Below are 17,254 nucleotides of genomic sequence, written 5' to 3'. Positions count from 1 at the left end.
TCCGGTGGGTCCGGTCGACAGCGGTGAGCAGGTGGTCGTCGTCCAGTTATTGCCAGCGCTCGCCGCCGAGGCCGTACACGTCGCGACCGGGACGTTCGTCGTAATCACCGGCGCCGGACAGGTGGTCGTCGTCCAGCTATTGCCAGCGCTCGCGGCCGAGGCCGTACACGTCGCGACCGGGACGTTCGTCGTAATCACCGGCGCCGGACAGGTCGTCGTCGTCCAGCTATTGCCAGCGCTCGCGGCCGAGGCCGTACACGTCGCTACCGGGACGTTCGTCGTAATCACCGGCGCGGGACAAGTCGTCGCCGTCCAGCCATTGCCGGCGCTCGCCGCCGAGGCCGTACACGTCGCTACCGGGACGTTCGTCGTCGTCACCGGCGCCGGACACGTCGTCGTCGTCCAGTTATTGCCAGCGCTCGCCGCCGAGGCCGTACACGTCGCTACCGGGACGTTCGTCGTAATCACCGGCGCCGGACACGTCGTCGTCGTCCAGCCATTGCCGGCACTCGCCGCTGAGGCCGTACACGTCGCCACCGGGACGCTGGTCGTGTTGTTCGTCGCGCAGGTGGTGGTCGTCCAGCTATTGCCGGCACTCGCCGCGGAGGCCGTACACGTCGCCACCGGGACGTTCGTCGTAATCACCGGCGCCGGGCAGGTGATGGTCAGGTAGAGATTGCTGGCCTGCGCAGTTTGTGGTGTACAAGACGCAACCGGCACATTGGTTGTCAACACGACGCTGCAGGAAATGGGTGGGGCATTGATGCACGAAGCAACCGGTGTGGAAAGTTCGGTGACAGAGTCATACGCAAACAACTGAGAGGTACTCTGCAGGTTCTGCACAGTGCTCTTCAGATTCTGTGTCGTGCTCTGCAGATTCTGTGTCGTACTCTGCAGGTTCTGCGCGGTGCTCTGCAAATTCTGCGTGGTGCTCCGCAGGTTCTGTGTCGTACTCCGCAGGTTCTGCGCAGTGCTCTGCCGGTTCTGCAGGGTGCTCTGCGTCGTCTGCACGGTACTCTGCAGATTTTGCGCGGTACTCCGCAGGTTCTGCACGGTGCTCTGCCGATTCTGCAGGGTGCTCTGCGTCGTCTGCACGGTGCTCTGCAAGTTTTGTGCGGTGCTTCGCAGGTTCTGAACGGTACTCTGGCGGTTCTGCAGGGTACTCTGCGTCGTCTGCACGGTGCTCTGCAAATTTTGTGCGGTACTCCGCAGGTTCTGAACGGTGCTCTGGCGGTTCTGCAGGGTACTCTGCGTCGTCTGCACGGTGCTCTGCAAATTTTGTGCGGTGCTCCGCAGGTTCTGTACGGTGCTCTGACGGTTCTGCAGGGTGCTCTGCGTCGTCTGCACGGTGCTCTGCAGGTTCTGCGCGGTGCTCCGCAGGTTCTGCACGGTGCTCCGCAGGTTCTGCACGGTGCTCTGGGTCGTCTGCGCGGTGCTCTGCAGGTTCTGCGTCGTGCTTTGCAGGTTCTGCGTCGTCGACAGCGGACCATACTTGCTTGAACAGTTGGCGAGTTGATATTCCTTGACTTTCGCTGTCAGAACTTTCGTTGTCGGCAAACCGTCCCAGATCGGTCGCGGCACGATGTTGATGGTGCCGGCGAGAGAATTGGGATCCGGAACCGTTGCGTCGAGCGTGCCATCCTGCTGACCAACGAGCGAGATCCCATCCAGCTTCACCGGCCCTGCCGTTTCGGCTGCTGCATTCCAGTAGCCATCGGTGGTCATGATAGTGAAGTTCTGCTGGCAGGAATACTGCACGGGATCGCCCGTCATGCCTGTGTTGATCGAATCCTGTTTGCCCGCATAGTGACGCCCAACCCTCGCCAAGCCTTCACGTGCCGGCGAAGACCCTCCGGGAACCTGGCTGAAGAGTTTGGCAAACCAGTTTTGCCGCTGATTGGTCTCAAAATCGTTGATCGCCAGGTAGTAGTCGGAAGACACCGACATGCCCTGAGTCGGCGCCAAAGCGGAATACGGTTTTACCGTCACCAGGCCGACGCGGTAGCTATCAGTCAATGGCGTAAACGAAAGGCTCACTGCACTCTTGATCATGCTGATCCGGGTGCGATAGTAGGAATACCAGATAGCGAAATTCTTTTGCTGATCCGCGCTGAGCGAGGAGACCAGGACACGGGTCCACTTACCTGTTCCGGGAGCAGTCTCCTGAATGGTAGTCGTTGAAGAGTCACCGGTATCAGGCTGTGTACACCTCGGGTCCGAGAAACTCTGGAAACTCGATTCCACACCGCTGGCGTCGGTATACACATAGTAATAGGCCGGCTGAGCGGGGTCGGACAGGGTCGCAAATTGCCGCGTCGTGGTGTCGTAGGCCCTGAAGTTCGTGGCCAGGTCCCGGGTATCCGAAGGATTGATATACACATCGTAGAAAGCTGCGTTAAAAGTCGGCAGAGAAAGTGCGACTCCTGTCGAGTCCTTGGGTAAAGCGTAGGTCTGCGTTGGCTTGTAATACAGTGCGTTGCATTGATAGCTCTTGTAACCGATGGGGAAGGCGCCGTTGTTCGTACCCTCGATCTCATCCGGCATATGCGAAAAGCGCATCGAGTTCGAGGTGTCCATGAGCAGCATGATGTTCGGTTTGACCTGCACCGAGGTGGTGTTGGCGATCGGACTGTCGGAAAGCACAGGGCTGTCGGCGGCCAGAGCAGCCTGCGGGAAGACCGCCACGAGCGTGGCCAGGGCGCACCACAGCAGCGCGCATCGGGGACTGAAATACTGCCTAGAGTTGCTCATTTCGCTCTCCTGACCGACACGGCTCGCGCCGCAGCAAGGGCTGCATTGACTCGTCAAAACCGGCTGCTGCCTGCTGCTCACAAGAGCAGACAGCTTCCACAACACTCGCGCAACCATGGTCGCTCCTAGTACATCACAATCTGAATATAGCTCAAGGTATTTCTCGGCCCCCTGACGCGAGCCGTGACGCGGTAATACGGTTGTTCCGTAAGCGCGGGGGCGTTTCCGCCGTAACCGCGGGAACCTTTTGAACTAAGCGTGCTGTAATCAGTGAAATTCGCACATTTCTGGGTGCCACCCTTGTCTACAGCTCCGGGTTCCGCGCAGAGACGATGCACGACGTAGCGAATTTCATTGCCACTCATATCCTTGCCTGTGAAGTTGTCGATGAAGTCCACTTCGTTGTGGGTCAGCTTCTTTGAATTCGCCCAGTCATAGGTCAACGGATTGAAACCATCCTGCCAGGTCGCGTAGTAGCCATCAGCAACGATGTCGTCATTCAGGGCTTGCGGATCGACCTTGCTCTTGCTGAGCAGCCATATTCGTGAAATCTCAACGCCGAGATCCGCCCCCGAAGTCGCGTTTTGCTTGAATGCCAGATTCCCGGCAATGCCCGCACCCGCACCAATCGAGCGGAGCATTGACAGTCCCACCACAGTCATTGCAACCAGCATGATGAGAGCGATCAACAGCACCACGCCGCGCTGCTGGCGAGGCACACCCGCAGCGACGTTCAGCTTCTGGTTCTTGGCGGCACAGCCAGGAGTCGGGCGACGAGTCATTTGAAGTCGCCTCCCCAAACCATATTGCGCAGAGGAACGACCTTCTCATAGACACGATAACGATAATGTTTCCAGTTGGCGACATCGACGGTGGCGTCGGCAATATTGCGCACATTAAAAACTCCGCCAGCCCAGCTTGGGCGATCAGGCGTCACCTCAGTCTTCTCGAATTGTTGACTGCGGCTGAGCAGCGCGACGCGGATAGCGATTACCTTTGCCCAGTCAGCCGGAGCAACCGGATCAGCCTCGCACCATTCGTTGGTGACGGTACATAAAGTCGTGGTGCCGTCGTCTTCGATCTTGCCATTGCCGTTGGTGTCAATTCCGTATTGGGCCTGCAAGTCAATGATATTGTCGGCCACCTCGGTTGCTGCGGCTGCATAAAGACTGTCTTGCCGATACAGTTTCTCGCTCTGGATACTCCAGACGTTGCGCTGCGGTGTAGGCCCGAGGTTGTACAGAAAACCCGTCGCAGCCACAATGTGAACGGGCGCCGGATTAAAGCGCGAAGCAACCGAGACCCCCGTGTAATAGTTGTCATAGCTCGACGCGGTGTGCCCAAGCACGCCTGGTGTGGCGTCACTGGAAACTTCCAGCAACTCACAGTCTGTCGCCGCGGTGTCTCCACCGGCAATCACGACATCGCCCCTCTTGAAGCCTGCGAAGGAGCCATCGACAGTCTTCGAGTCAGTCGCCGTAAATTTATACTTCTGTGTCGAGACGAAGAAGGAAGAACTGCCGTAAAGGGTAATGATCTGATCAGGTGCACCGTTGGCTCCCTGGACAATTTGAACGGGAACCAGTGAAAAGAAAGCCGTCGGGCCCATGGCCCATACCTTGCACCCCATCGAGGGCACCAAAGGGTCATCTTTATCACCCTTGCTAAACCCCATTCCGGCAGGCCTGATGTCTCGTTCCAGGCTGAACATGGCAACCGTTCCCGCAATTTGCGCGTCGCTCCCTGCCGCGGTGGTTCGCTTGAGTGAATCCCACATCTTCAGGACCTGAAACATGACCACAATGCCCAGCAGTCCAATGACCACGCTGACCAGGATCTCGATCAGTGTGAACCCTCCGTTTCGATTCGCAAATGGTTTGGCAGACATGGTCTTCGTCGCCGGCTTCAGTTGATGTAAGTGACCAGGGTATGCGACCGCACCGATTTGTCAGTCGGCCCTTGCCAGCATACGGTGACACGCACTCCGCTAAGACCCGCATCCTTGAGTGTGGTGGTATCAATCTGCAAACCGCTGCTGAGCGCACCCGGCAGTCTGGTCTCGGCGTCAGTAGTGGCCCTGTTAACCCAGGCGGCCACGAAAGCGGTCTCCGGGGTGTTTGGAGGCTCATAACCGGTAAAGTTACAGGTGGCTGCAGTGACCGGATGATAGCGAAAAGGAAGCAGAGAATCATTCACCGCCGTCCGTGTAAGTTGTGCCGTCTCCAGCGAATCGCTTCCAGGGACCTCGATGCGATTCACCTTGAGCGCTATCAGACTGGCTATTTCGTTGGCCAGGTTGGCCGCTTGCGTCCTGTACTGAGCATCCGACTGTGCCGACACGGCCGCTGTCCCCAAGGCCACCATGGCCAGCACTCCCAGCGAAAAAACGAGAATGCCGATCAGCGCTTCAAGCAGAAAAACGCCTTGCTGAGAACGGGAGGAGGTCTTCATCAACAAGCTCTCGTATCACCGGCAGTGGCCGCCGGATCGCACAGCTTCACGCGCCCACCCAGCTCGACCCTGACTCTCAGGCAGTGAATTGGACCACCCTTGTCTGGTGGAGGTTTGGCACACTCCTCTCCTGGACTGGAAAAAAAGAAGTCGGACTTGGCGTTTGCGCCACCGAGAGGCGAAAACCAGACCGACGCCGGGCCCTCGATCAGAATTCGGGACTCGGCGTCTGCCCCTGACCCGCCAGCGCCTTCGGCGCCTCGCTTGCCGGCAAGAAACCAGCATGCTTTGGCCTGTTCCCGGTCGGGATTGGCGCCACACTCCCCGCCTGCCGCCGGCTTGGTCCTCACTAGCCAGTTATAGCTGGGATCGCCACTGGTGCTTACGTGAGCAACGGGATGATTGGCGGCCAGCTTGCCGCTTGCCACCAGATTGTCCAGATTGTCCCTTGACTCCTCTGCAAGTACGGGATAGTCACCATCCGATCCGTCATCAACTGCTGGAGCGGCATTGGCGAGAATCAACTCGACACTGGCATTCAACCTGACCGCCTCGCCGCGCGCCAACTGGAGTCCGGCAAAGAAACTCTCGGCTGCTGCACGTAGCTTGATATTGCGAGAATAGGTGGACAACGCCGGTAGCCCCAAAGAAAGGAGTACGCCCATGATCGCTATCGCAATCAGGAGTTCGAGCAAGGAAAAGCCCTTCCCCTGGAGAGTCATGGCCTAACAACCTCCCCCTTTGTTCACAATCCAGCACGTCTTGGGTGCACCCGTCCAGCCGGTTGGAACGGCAACCGTATTCTTGCCGGTCGGTGTGATTTCGTAAGTAAATCCGGCCATCTGGCCCGTACCGGTGGCTCTGACCGTGTAGGTGGTGTCACTCAGAATGGGGCAGGTGAACTGAAAATTATTCGTCGCCGGAATCAGCTCAGCCACAGTGCCCGCATCACAGGCGTAAGTACGCCTGTCCTGAAAGTACTGCTCCAGTTTCGTGGCCATTTGAGAAAGGCCCGACACTGCTTCGCTGATCTTGCTGCGACGGACGTAGTCGGTGTAATTGGGGATGGCAATGGCAGCGATGATCCCGATGATCGCTACGACGATCATGATTTCTATCAAAGTGAATCCGGAATCAGCGGAATCAGCCTTCCTTCTCATTGTTCACATTCCCTTACCACCAGTCCACAGGAGCAGACGAACGCTGGCGTCGGCCGGCTGCAGCGATCAGGCAAACAATGTACGGGCGCATGAACACTAGGCGCAGGGCTGAGAGCCGTAGCGTGAGTAGAACTGTGTCGTGGAGAAGTTTGGCGGGACAACATGTTCAGTTTTCTCGATGTTCGCCTGAACTGAAGGCAGCATGGAGAGCCTGTTCATGTTGGTTGCCGGGCAGGAACGGCGCCATTCTGGCAGATCCCTTCGTTCCCTGGCCGTGCACTGGACGCGTGCAGTTTGTAGCAACCTCTATACTTGGCAGTCCCGCTGTCTTGGCCGAAGCCGTCAGACCGGTCACTTTGCGCCTCAAGCTCTCGCTTGGTTTGCCCTTTTCAAGTAATCTGCGAATCCGAAGAGTGTTGAGACAGTCGCTCCCGCATCGCACCCTCTGAAGCTACGTCAGTCAGGATAAAATGTCAAGCACTTGTTGCAAGGATCACGACTGAAGATCAATCCGTCGCACCGACACCCCGTTACCGTTCATAGCCCACCGTCGCCCTCGCCAGAACGAGAGGGTAGCGATTACATTGGAGACTGCCGCGACGCCATGGACATCCACGGCAAACCGATCGACGAGCGTATCGACTGGCTGTTCGGCCTCGCTGACCGGCACAGTGCGATTTTTCGCAGCCCGGAAGCCTGGCTGGCGCGCGAACATTACCTGGCCGAGCATCCGACGGCGATCGCCGTCCTCAAGTGCATGGACGGCCGGATCAACATTCCGGTGGCCACCAACACACCGGTCGGCATCCTGATGCCCTTTCGCAACCTCGGCGGCATCTTCGACCTCGGCTGGCCGCACCTCGGCGAGGTACTTGCCCACCACGTACAGCGCGTCGTCAGCACCGGACGCCAGGTCGTCTTCCTGGTCACCTACCACTACTCGCAAGGCGACCCACGGCGTGGTTGCGCCGGTTTCCAGTACGACACGGCGGCGGCCATTGCCCATACCTACGAAATCCGGCGCCAGGTCGAGCACATCTTCGGCAGCGATCACGGCACCGTCTATCCCCTGGTCTGCGGCTTCGAGACCGACGAGGATGCCTTGGTCATCCACGGCACGGCCGGCGACAAGCTCGATCTATCGACCCTGACTTCGTCCGACCGGGCAACGCTCGAGCTCCGTCTTGCCGCCCTGCTGCCGGACATGCCGGCGCGCATGCGCGCCGACCTGCTGCCCTTGCTGTACGGCAACCTGGCGCACATCGAGAACGTGCGCGCCCAGATTCGCCGCAACGAACGTCTGCTCGACATCGAGCACCGCGAGTGGATGATCTGTCTGGGTCGTGGCTTCGACTTCCTGCATACGCCCAACATCGCGTTGATCATCGGTCCCTACAGCCCGAATCTGGACGTGCCGATCCGCCGGGCGGCCGGCATCATCGAAGCCAACATGCAGGCCGGGCGCATCCCGAGCGACGGTTTTCTGCTCCTGGCCTCGGTGCCCTACGACGAAATCGGCGTCGACCGCGCTCGCGCCGAGCTCAAGTCGCGCTTCCTGTCTACCTTCGCCGCGGACGTGATTCGCGCCGAGTTTCCCCGCCTTGGCGAGCAAATGGCGATGCGCACGGCGGTCCTCGACTGGCGCTCGCGCAGGCTGGAGACAATCACCGTGGGTTGATCAGCGCCTCTTCAACTGCTCGATGTCGCGCACCGCGCCGGTTGCCGCCGAAGTGGCCATCAGCGCATAGGCCCGCAGGGCCTGCGAAACCATACGCGGGCGCTCGGCTGCCGGCTGCCAGGCGGCATCTCCTCTGGCGTCCATTGCGGCGCGACGGCGGGCCATTTCGGAGTCGTCGATGAGCAGATGAATACGTCGGGCCGGAATATCGATCTCGATCACATCGCCCTCTTCCACCAAACCGATCGCGCCGCCTTCGGCAGCCTCGGGTGAGGCGTGCCCGATCGACAGCCCTGACGTACCGCCGGAAAAACGGCCATCGGTCAGCAGCGCGCAGACCTTGCCCAGCCCCTTAGACTTCAGGTACGACGTCGGGTAGAGCATCTCCTGCATTCCTGGCCCGCCTTTCGGGCCTTCGTAGCGAATGACGACCACCTCGCCGGGCTTGACCTGGTCACCAAGAATCGCCTGCACGGCATCATCCTGACTCTCGAACACCCGTGCCTGACCGCTGAACACCCAGATACTCTCGTCCACACCGGCGGTCTTGACAATGCAGCCATCGCTCGCGATGTTGCCGTAGAGCACGGCCAGACCGCCTTCCTGCGAATAGGCGTGGGCCTGGTCGCGAATGCAGCCGTGCGCGCGATCGAGATCCAGTTCCGGGTAACGCCGGTCCTGCGAAAAAGCGGTCTGCGTCGGAATGCCTCCCGGCGCGGCCCTGAAGAACTCGTGGACCATGGCGTCTGGCGAGCGGATCACGTCCCAGGTGTCGATCGCCTCGCCCAGCGTTCGGGCGTGCACCGTCGGGACGCCGCGATGAAGCAGGCCGGCACGGTCGAGTTCGCCGAGAATTGCGAAGATGCCTCCGGCACGGTGGACGTCCTCCATGTGATAGTCGGGCGTCGCCGGCGCGACTTTCGCCAGGCACGGCACCCGACGCGAAATGCGGTCGATGTCGGCCATCGTGAAATTCACGCCCCCTTCCTGCGCCGCTGCCAGGATGTGGAGGACGGTGTTCGTCGAACCGCCCATCGAAACGTCCAGCGTCATCGCGTTTTCGAAGGCGGCGAAACTGCCGATCGAGCGCGGCAAGACCGAGGCGTCGTTGTGTTCATAATAGCGACGACACAGGTCGACGATCTGGCGACCGGCCTTGAGAAACAGCTCTTGGCGATCGGCATGGGTCGCCAGACAGCTACCGTTGCCGGGTAGCGAAAAACCCAGCGCCTCGGTCAGGCAGTTCATCGAGTTGGCAGTAAACATGCCTGAACATGAACCGCAGGTGGGGCACGCCGAGCGTTCGAAAGCGTCAACCTCATCGTCTGAACAGTTGCTGTCACCGCCCTTGACCATCGCATCGACGAGGTCGACGGCAATCACCTTGCCGCCCCACTTCACCTTGCCCGCCTCCATCGGGCCACCGGAAACGAAGATCGTCGGGATGTTCACCCGCATCGCGGCCAACAGCATCCCCGGTGTGATCTTGTCGCAGTTCGAAATGCACACCATGGCGTCGGCGCAGTGCGCATTGACCATGTATTCGACCGAATCGGCGATCAAGTCACGCGAGGGCAGCGAATAGAGCATGCCATCGTGCCCCATGGCGATGCCATCGTCGATGGCGATGGTGTTGAATTCCTTGGCCACGCCACCGGCGGCCTCGATCTCGCGCGCCACCAACTGGCCCAGATCCTTGAGGTGCACGTGACCCGGAACGAATTGTGTGAAGGAATTGACCACCGCGATGATCGGCTTACCGAAGTCGCCGTCCTTCATCCCCGTCGCGCGCCACAGGGCGCGGGCACCCGCCATGTGGCGGCCGTGAGTCGAGGTCCGGGAACGATAGTGGGGCATTGCCGATCTCCAATCTGAAACACGCCCGAAGGTGGCGCGATATAATCGGGATTCTATCCGAAAGCCCCCGGGGTGTTCGCACCGTGTTGATCCATCCGCAGTTCAACCCTGTCGCACTCAAGCTGGGCCCATTGAGTGTTCACTGGTACGGGCTGATGTACCTGCTTGCCTTTGTCCAGTTCTGGTGGCTCGGCCGCCATCGCATTCTGGTCCATCCCCAGCTTTCGCAAGCCGGCTGGACGTTGCGCGAGCTCGACGACCTGCTTTTCTACGGTGTCCTCGGGGTGATCATTGGCGGCCGCCTTGGCCAGGTTCTGTTCTACGAGCCGGGCGACTACCTCGCGCATCCGCTGGAGATCCTTGCCGTGTGGAAGGGGGGCATGTCGTTTCATGGTGGCTTCCTCGGCGTGCTCGTCGCCATGGCGCTCTACGCCCGCAAGACCGGCAGACGGTGGCTCGAAATCACCGATTTCATCGCTCCGCTGGTGCCGCTCGGCCTGGCCGCCGGGCGCCTGGGCAACTTCATCAACGGCGAACTCTGGGGTCGTCCGGCGGATCCGTCCCTGCCGTGGGCGATGATTTTCCCCCGCGTCGACGATCTCCCGCGCCACCCGTCGCAGCTCTATCAGGCCGGGCTCGAGGGCGTCGTATTGTTTATCGTCCTGTGGTTCTATTCGCGGCGAGCGCGGCCGTGCGGCGCCGTTTCGGGTTTCTTCCTGATCGGCTACGGAGTTCTGCGCTGGTTCGCCGAGTATTTCCGTTCGCCCGATGAGGGTATCTTTGGTTTCTCATACACCGTCAGCATGGGGCAGTGGTTGTCGCTGCCGATGATTCTGATCGGTATCGTTTTTGTCGTCGGCGCGCAGCGCCGGCCTGTCTAAAGTCGAAGGACCGTTTGCCGAGCCATGGTGGACGAGGAGGAAAATGAAATGCCTGCAGGAATAGTCGTCCGGGGGCTGCGCAAGGTCCGCACGCTCCTCGTTGAAAGTGCTGGCGCGCGTACTCTGGATGGTAAACAACTGGCGCGGATTCATGATCTGCTGCATGAATGTGCCAGCGGCGTCGGCGGTGAAGTCTCGGCAAGGCGGCGCGCAGGCCGTCTGGCGGAGACCTATCTGCGTCTCGATGACCAAGGTCGCGCCACCTTTCTGCGCATCATCGCTAGCGAATTCGGTCCCGACCCGCAACAGGTCGCCAGGGCGCACGCCGACTATCAGGCGGCGATCGACAGCGAGGAGCGCTGGGCCGCCGAATCGGACCTGCGTCATGCCATCCGTTCGTCTCGCTTGCGCATCCTGACGCAATTCACTGCCCTGCCGCAGGGCGTCAAGTTTCTCGTCGACCTGCGCGCCGACTTGCTGCGCTTTGTGGACCAGGACCCGGCCCTGCGTTCGCTGGACCAGGAAGTCGAGTTGCGCCTGGCTGCCTGGTTCGATGTCGGCTTCCTCGAACTGCAGCGCATCACCTGGAGCTCTCCGGCAAAACTGCTTGAAAAACTGATCGAGTACGAGGCGGTCCATGAGATCCGCTCATGGAGCGATCTGAAAAACCGCCTGGACTCGGATCGTCGCTGCTACGCCTTTTTTCATCCACGCATGCCCATGGAGCCGCTGATCTTCGTCGAGGTCGCGCTGACCGACAAGCTTGCCGACAACGTTCAGACACTGCTCGACGAACACGCGCCGGTCTTCGACGCGCAACGGGCAAGCACGGCGATCTTCTATTCGATCTCCAACACGCAGCCCGGCTTGCGTGGCGTCTCATTCGGCAATTTTCTGCTCAAACGCGTCGTCGACGACCTGAAGCGCGACTACCCACGGCTGGTCAACTTTGCCACCCTGTCTCCCCTGCCCACTTTTCGGCGCTGGGCCGAGAAGAACCCGGATGCCTGGCAAAAGGCCTTTGGTGAAGCTGACCTCGAACGGATCAAGCGCCATCTGGCGCCAGCGCAGACAACGATGGCCAACGCCGCCGGGCTTGTCCAACTGCTCGCCGACGACCGCTGGGTCGACGATGAGCGTCTGGCGCGCGCCCTGCAGCACGGCTTGAGGCGCCTGGCCGCGCGCTATCTGCTGGCCACTGACAAGAGCGGACGGCCCTACGACCCGGTTGCCCGCTTTCATCTCGGCAACGGCGCGCGCATCGAACGCCTCAACTATCTGGCGGACACATCGCCTCGGGGCCGGCGACAGTCCTTCGGACTGATGGTGAATTATCTGTACGACCCTGATACCATAGAAGAAAACGTCGAGGCTTTTTCTCGTGGTAGTGAGTTTGCGGCCGCTGCCGCCATACGCCGTTCTGCTCGCGACTAGCGCCAGCAGAACTCCTTTCGATCGTGTTACAAGAAAGAACATTACATGAACCAACGTCCCTTCAAAGTCCTCGGCATCCAGCAAATCGCCATCGGTGGTCCGGACAAGATGAAACTGCGCCAGCTATGGGTCGACATGCTGGGCCTCGAAATCACCGGCAACTTCGTCAGCGAACGCGAAAACGTTGACGAAGACATCGTGGCCATGGGCAAAGGCCCGTTCAAGGTCGAAGTCGATCTGATGCAGCCGGTTGATCCCGAGAAGAAGCCGGCGGTCCACGCCACACCGCTCAACCATGTCGGCTTGTGGATCGACGACCTGCCAAAGGCGGTTGAATGGCTGACAGCCCACGGCGTACGCTTCGCGCCGGGGGGAATCCGCAAGGGTGCCGCCGGTTTTGACATCACTTTTCTGCATCCGAAAGCGAGTGCCGAATTCCCGATCGCTGGTGAAGGCGTGCTGATCGAAATGGTCCAGGCACCGGCAGAAGTCATCGAAGCATTTGCCAAGCTCGGCTGAGAATGGCGCTGAAGGGGCAGCGGGCCAGGCCCGTTGCCCCTTCCCTTCACACCTCCTCCGAACTCCTCCCCTCGCCGTCCCGGTCGGCGAACGATGGGGCATGTTCAGATCCTCCTCAGCACCCTGTCCTGGCAGCGCGTGGCGGATTGCACGTTTCGTGCGCCGAATTGTTCATTTTTGCGAAAAAAAGGACGATAATTGGCGCCCGCGGCAATTTGTGCGCGAAGAGGAGAAGAACCATGCCAACCATTCAAGATTCAGCCACGCCAAGGAGGCACCATGAGTGAAGTCAAGACCGTGCACGAAGATGTCGCACCGGAAGGCGATCAAGCCACTACCGAAAGCGTAACCGAGCAAGTGACAGAGCCTCCAACGGCGGCCACCGCCAAGACGGCAGCAAAGGCGGCGACCAAGACCGAAGGCAAGAATGATCAGCGGGCCACGGCGCCGAAAGCTGCCAAGGCCAAGGCGGCCAAGCCGACGAAAGTGACCTTGGCCGCGCTGAAGCCTGAAGAAGCTCGGGGCAAAGGCAGCCATACCGACAACGCTCGCAAGCCGGCGCTCAAAACGAAGTTGTACGAAGAGACGCTGTCGAAGCTGCAAGTCGAACTCGTCAAACTGCAGGAGTGGATCAAGTTCAAGAAACTCAAGGTCGTCGTCGTGTTTGAAGGGCGTGATGCGGCCGGCAAAGGCGGCACCATCAAGCGCATCACCGAGAGCCTCAGTCCGCGCGTCACCCGCGTCGCCGCCCTGCCCGCACCGACGGACAGGGAGCAGAGCCAGTGGTATTTCCAGCGCTACGTTCAGCACCTGCCGGCCGGCGGAGAAATGGTTCTCTTCGATCGCAGTTGGTATAACCGGGCCGGCGTCGAGCGGGTGATGGGATTCTGCACTGAAGACGACTACCGGGAGTTTCTACGCACCTGCCCGGAATTCGAGCGGATGCTTGTCCGCAGCGGCATCATCCTGATCAAGTACTGGTTCTCGGTCAGCAATGAAGAGCAAGAGCGTCGTTTCCAGAAGCGGATCTTTCATCCGGAAAAGCACTGGAAACTCAGCCCGATGGACCTCGAATCACGGGCTCGCTGGGTCGACTACTCACGAGCCAAGGACGCCATGTTCGCGCACACCGACATCAAGCAGGCGCCCTGGTATGTGGTCGACGGCGACGACAAGAAGCGGGCCCGCCTGAACGTGATCACGCATCTCCTGAACATGATCGACTACGAGGACCTGACGCCCGAACCGATCGTCCTGCCGCCTCGTCAGGACGAGCATGGCTATGTCCGGCCTCCCATCTCCGACCAGACCTTCATTCCGGAAGTTTACTGAACGCTGCTTACCCTTCCGGGAACGTCCGCCTGGTGCCGCGCGCCAGGCGAGTCGGGTCATCAGTTTCGGCAGCAGGTCTCCGGACGTGCTGACCGCGACGGGCCGAGAACTCGACTTACCTTCAGCCAGTCCTTGTGTGCGGTCAGCAGCGCCAGACTCCTGGCCACATAATCGTGTGATGAAAGCTCGTTGACGGCGTAACGCTGCAGCAGCTTCAGCCAGTGTGTATGAACCGCACAAGGCGTCCACTCATCACCGCCGGCCAGGGGGCAATCGGGACAACGGGTCTTGGCCAGGACGTTGATCGCCGCCTGCTTCTGCCACTGCTGACGATATTGCCGGGCATTTGCCTCAATCCACGCCAAGGCGCGGGTCTCCCGCTCGTCCGGCGGAAAGCGGTCGACGTACTCTTCAATTGCCGCGATCTGCCGCTGGAAGAATTCCGTGTCCGAACATTCATCGTGCGCCGAGTTCCCTACGAAACGGGCAATGAGCGCAAGGGTGGGATCATCGACGATATACATACGGGTTCTGCAAGACGAAGGCAAACAAGCAACGGACTTCATTATAGCAAGATTTGGTGCGGTGCAGCAAAAAAGCTGCTTTACAGCCGCCCGATGGCGAAGTATTCGAGCCCCGCGCGGCGCGGAACGGCAGGGTCATAGAGGTTGCGGCCATCGAAAATCACCGGCGTCTTGAGGAGCGACCTGATGGCCGCGAAATCCGGTGCACGAAACTCCTTCCATTCGGTGACGATCGCCAGGACGTCGGCACCCCGCAGAGCCTCCATCGGCTTGCTGACCAAATCAATGCCCGCTTCGCCGGCGAAGATGCGGCGCGCCTCGTCGGCTGCCACCGGGTCGTAGGCCCTGATCCGCGCGCCGCGCGCCAGGAGGTCGGCGATCAGCACCCGGCTCGGTGCAGCACGCATGTCGTCGGTGTTAGGCTTGAAGGCCAGTCCCCAGAGGGCGATCGTCTTGCCCGACAAATCCGCGCCGAGGCGCTTGACAATCTTTTGCGTCAGCACCGACTTCTGGGCCGTGTTGGCCTCCTCGACGGCGCGCAAAACCTTGAGCTGATGACCTGCAGCGTGCGCCGTTCGAATCAGCGCCTGCACGTCTTTCGGAAAGCACGAGCCGCCGTAACCGGCGCCCGGGTACAGGAAGTCGAAACCAATTCGCGGGTCGGAGCCAATTCCCTTGCGCACCAGTTCGATATCGGCCCCCAGACTTTCAGCGAGGTTCGCCAATTCGTTCATGAAACTGATGCGCGTGGCCAGCATCGCGTTGGCGGCGTACTTGGTCAGTTCCGCGCTCTTCACATCCATCACCAACAAACGCTCGTGGTTGCGCTGGAAAGGCGCGTAAAGCTCGCGCATGACGTCTACGGCGCGAGAATCCTGCGCGCCAACGACAATCCGGTCCGGCTTCATGAAGTCTTCAACGGCCGCCCCCTCTTTGAGGAACTCGGGGTTGGAGACCACGCTATAGTCGATGCTCACGCCGCGTACCGCCAGTTGTTCGGCCAGGACCGCGTGCACTGCGTCGGCGGTACCGACTGGGACCGTCGACTTGTCCACCACAACCTTGTACTCGGTCATGAATCTGCCGACGTTCATCGCCGCCGCCACGACATACTGCAAGTCGGCCGCACCATCTTCGTCGGGAGGCGTGCCGACGGCAATGAACTGCAAAAGGCCATGCATGACCGCTTCTTCTACATCGGTCGTGAAGCGCAGGCGGCCGGCGGCGACGTTTCTCCTCACCATCGCTTCGAGACCGGGCTCGAAGATCGGGATGCCGCCGCTCTGGAGAATGCGAATCTTCTCCTGATCCAGGTCGAGACAGAGAACGTCGTTGCCGACATCCGCCAGGCAGGTGCCGGAAACCAGGCCGACGTACCCGGCGCCAATGACAGTGACCTTCATTTCAAGCATCTCCTCGCAAAAAAAGATCAGAACCTCAACGGGCCGCCCGCGGGTCCCCACTCGCGGCTACGGCGGAAAACTCATCATTATGGACCGAAAGCCCCGCGACGATCACCCGTCCAGCCGCATTCATAGAGTCTATTGGACGCTCAACGAGATACTTTGCTAAGTTCCAAGCTCCAAGTGCAATGAATCGGGCGTTTTCGCTGACCTCAGCATGGAGGACGGACGATGAGCAATCTGCCGGCAGCAAATGGTTTCATAGGCCAATCCACCACCTTCCGGGGGATGCTGGCGATTCTTGCCAGGATCGCGCGCTACGACACCACCGTTCTGATCAGCGGTGAGACCGGCAGCGGCAAGGAGATGGCGGCGCGCGCCATCCACTACCAGGGGAGACGTCGAGACCGTCCGTTCATCCCGGTCAACTGCGGTGCGTTGCCCGATCATCTGGTCGAGAACGAACTCTTCGGCCACGCCAGAGGGGCTTATACCGACGCGCGTGAGAGCCAGATCGGCCTGATTGCCCAGGCCGAGGGCGGCACATTGTTTCTTGACGAAGTCGACGCACTGACGCCAAAGGCGCAGGTCAGCCTGTTGCGCTTCCTCCAGGACGGCCAGTATCGCCGGCTGGGCAGCAGCCACACCGAAAAGGCTGACGTTCGCATCGTCGCCGCCTGCAACAGCGATCTCGTGCAGCGTGTCAGCCAGGATGAATTCCGGGCCGACCTCTACTATCGCCTCACTGCGATGGATCTTCACGTTCCGCCGTTGCGCGCGCGCGCCGACGACGCCGTCCTGCTCGCCCGTCACTTCATCGCCGAAGCGGCGCGTCAGTATCACCTGCCGGTCCAGGAACTGCATCCCGATACCGTGCACTGGCTGCTCGCCTATCCGTGGCCAGGCAACGTTCGCGAGCTGCAGAACCGCATCCAGAGGGAGTTCCTGCTTTGCGACGGACCAGCCATCCTGGTCTGTGCCCTGGCCCCGGACGGTGATCGCCGACGCCAGTCCGATCGCCGCATGGCCAACCCCGCGGCGCTCAATTTCAACGAAGCCAAGCAGCAGGTCCTGGTGGCTTTCGAACGTAGCCAACTGCTGCGCCTGATGTCGGAAAGCGCCGGCAACGTATCGAGCGCCGCACGTCTGGCCGGCAAGGAACGGCGCGCACTGGGCAAACTGCTCAAGAAGCATGGCATCGAGCCGGAGGAATTCCGGCGGAACTGAATCCCCGCAGCGCAGCGCTGACCCCTGACCAAATCCC

General features: G+C 60.5%; 15 protein-coding genes and 1 riboswitch. Of the genes, 6 read left to right on the top strand and 9 right to left on the bottom strand.

The features are described 5' to 3' along the window. Positions 1–802: 802 nt before the first annotated feature. From ACCAA_RS22735 to ACCAA_RS13400, 6 genes are all read right to left on the bottom strand, one after another. Positions 803–1,504, bottom strand: a complete 702-nt coding sequence (locus tag ACCAA_RS22735) for an alanine-zipper protein (protein ID WP_425394484.1) — start codon at positions 1,502–1,504, stop codon at positions 803–805. Between the two features lie 1,372 nt (positions 1,505–2,876). Next, positions 2,877–3,533, bottom strand: a complete 657-nt coding sequence (locus ACCAA_RS13420) for a pilus assembly PilX family protein (protein ID WP_186407756.1) — start codon at positions 3,531–3,533, stop codon at positions 2,877–2,879. After that, on the bottom strand, positions 3,530–4,639 hold the full coding sequence (locus ACCAA_RS13415) for a PilW family protein (protein ID WP_186407755.1): 1,110 nt from the start codon (positions 4,637–4,639) through the stop codon (positions 3,530–3,532). Before ACCAA_RS13415 ends, ACCAA_RS13420 begins: the two co-directional genes overlap by 4 nt. 17 nt (positions 4,640–4,656) lie before the next feature. After that, the gene (locus tag ACCAA_RS13410) at positions 4,657–5,202 is read right to left on the bottom strand and encodes a type IV pilus modification PilV family protein (RefSeq protein ID WP_186407754.1); all 546 of its coding nucleotides are present in this window, start codon (positions 5,200–5,202) and stop codon (positions 4,657–4,659) included. Continuing rightward, positions 5,202–5,924, bottom strand: a complete 723-nt coding sequence (locus tag ACCAA_RS13405) for a GspH/FimT family pseudopilin (RefSeq protein WP_186407753.1) — start codon at positions 5,922–5,924, stop codon at positions 5,202–5,204. The genes ACCAA_RS13410 and ACCAA_RS13405 overlap by 1 nt, the downstream gene beginning before the upstream one ends. Positions 5,925–5,927: 3 nt before the next feature. Then, on the bottom strand, positions 5,928–6,362 hold the full coding sequence (locus tag ACCAA_RS13400; RefSeq protein ID WP_186407752.1) for a type IV pilin protein: 435 nt from the start codon (positions 6,360–6,362) through the stop codon (positions 5,928–5,930). Positions 6,363–6,673: 311 nt separating this feature from the next. After that, positions 6,674–6,757, bottom strand: a riboswitch (cyclic di-GMP riboswitch). Positions 6,758–6,966: 209 nt separating this feature from the next. Between ACCAA_RS13400 and ACCAA_RS13395 the strand changes: the two genes are divergently transcribed. Next, positions 6,967–8,040: a carboxysome shell carbonic anhydrase domain-containg protein gene (locus ACCAA_RS13395; protein WP_186407751.1), complete on the top strand. Its 1,074-nt coding sequence runs from the start codon at positions 6,967–6,969 to the stop codon at positions 8,038–8,040. Here the strand turns inward: ACCAA_RS13395 and ilvD are convergent, their stop codons facing one another. Next, positions 8,041–9,897, bottom strand: a complete 1,857-nt coding sequence (gene ilvD / locus ACCAA_RS13390) for a dihydroxy-acid dehydratase (protein ID WP_186407750.1) — start codon at positions 9,895–9,897, stop codon at positions 8,041–8,043. It lies immediately after the preceding gene. A gap of 83 nt (positions 9,898–9,980) precedes the next feature. Here ilvD and lgt point away from each other — a divergent pair, with 83 nt between their 5' ends. From lgt to ppk2, 4 genes are all read left to right on the top strand, one after another. Next, positions 9,981–10,778, top strand: coding sequence for a prolipoprotein diacylglyceryl transferase (gene lgt, locus ACCAA_RS13385; RefSeq protein WP_186407749.1), 798 nt, complete (start codon positions 9,981–9,983; stop codon positions 10,776–10,778). Between the two features lie 48 nt (positions 10,779–10,826). Continuing rightward, positions 10,827–12,212: a malonyl-CoA decarboxylase gene (locus ACCAA_RS13380; RefSeq protein WP_186407748.1), complete on the top strand. Its 1,386-nt coding sequence runs from the start codon at positions 10,827–10,829 to the stop codon at positions 12,210–12,212. 45 nt (positions 12,213–12,257) lie between these two features. Further along, positions 12,258–12,731 (top strand): VOC family protein, encoded by a 474-nt coding sequence (locus ACCAA_RS13375; RefSeq protein ID WP_186407747.1) that lies wholly within the window; start codon positions 12,258–12,260, stop codon positions 12,729–12,731. Positions 12,732–13,304: 573 nt separating this feature from the next. Then, positions 13,305–14,063: a polyphosphate kinase 2 gene (gene ppk2, locus ACCAA_RS13370; protein ID WP_245754572.1), complete on the top strand. Its 759-nt coding sequence runs from the start codon at positions 13,305–13,307 to the stop codon at positions 14,061–14,063. Between the two features lie 59 nt (positions 14,064–14,122). On the opposite strand, the gene ACCAA_RS13365 is transcribed toward ppk2, so the two are convergent. After that, a complete protein-coding gene (locus ACCAA_RS13365) occupies positions 14,123–14,587 on the bottom strand; it encodes a hypothetical protein (RefSeq protein WP_186407746.1) in 465 nt (154 codons plus the stop codon). 80 nt (positions 14,588–14,667) lie between these two features. Then, positions 14,668–15,990: a UDP-glucose dehydrogenase family protein gene (locus tag ACCAA_RS13360; protein ID WP_186407745.1), complete on the bottom strand. Its 1,323-nt coding sequence runs from the start codon at positions 15,988–15,990 to the stop codon at positions 14,668–14,670. A 231-nt stretch (positions 15,991–16,221) separates the two neighbouring features. Here ACCAA_RS13360 and ACCAA_RS13355 point away from each other — a divergent pair, with 231 nt between their 5' ends. Then, positions 16,222–17,217: a sigma 54-interacting transcriptional regulator gene (locus ACCAA_RS13355; protein ID WP_186407744.1), complete on the top strand. Its 996-nt coding sequence runs from the start codon at positions 16,222–16,224 to the stop codon at positions 17,215–17,217. Positions 17,218–17,254: the final 37 nt, after the last annotated feature.

It is taken from the genome of Candidatus Accumulibacter aalborgensis, from assembly GCF_900089955.1.
Classification (GTDB): Bacteria; Pseudomonadota; Gammaproteobacteria; order Burkholderiales; family Rhodocyclaceae; genus Accumulibacter; species Accumulibacter aalborgensis.
This window is presented reverse-complemented; position numbering and strand designations above follow the sequence as displayed.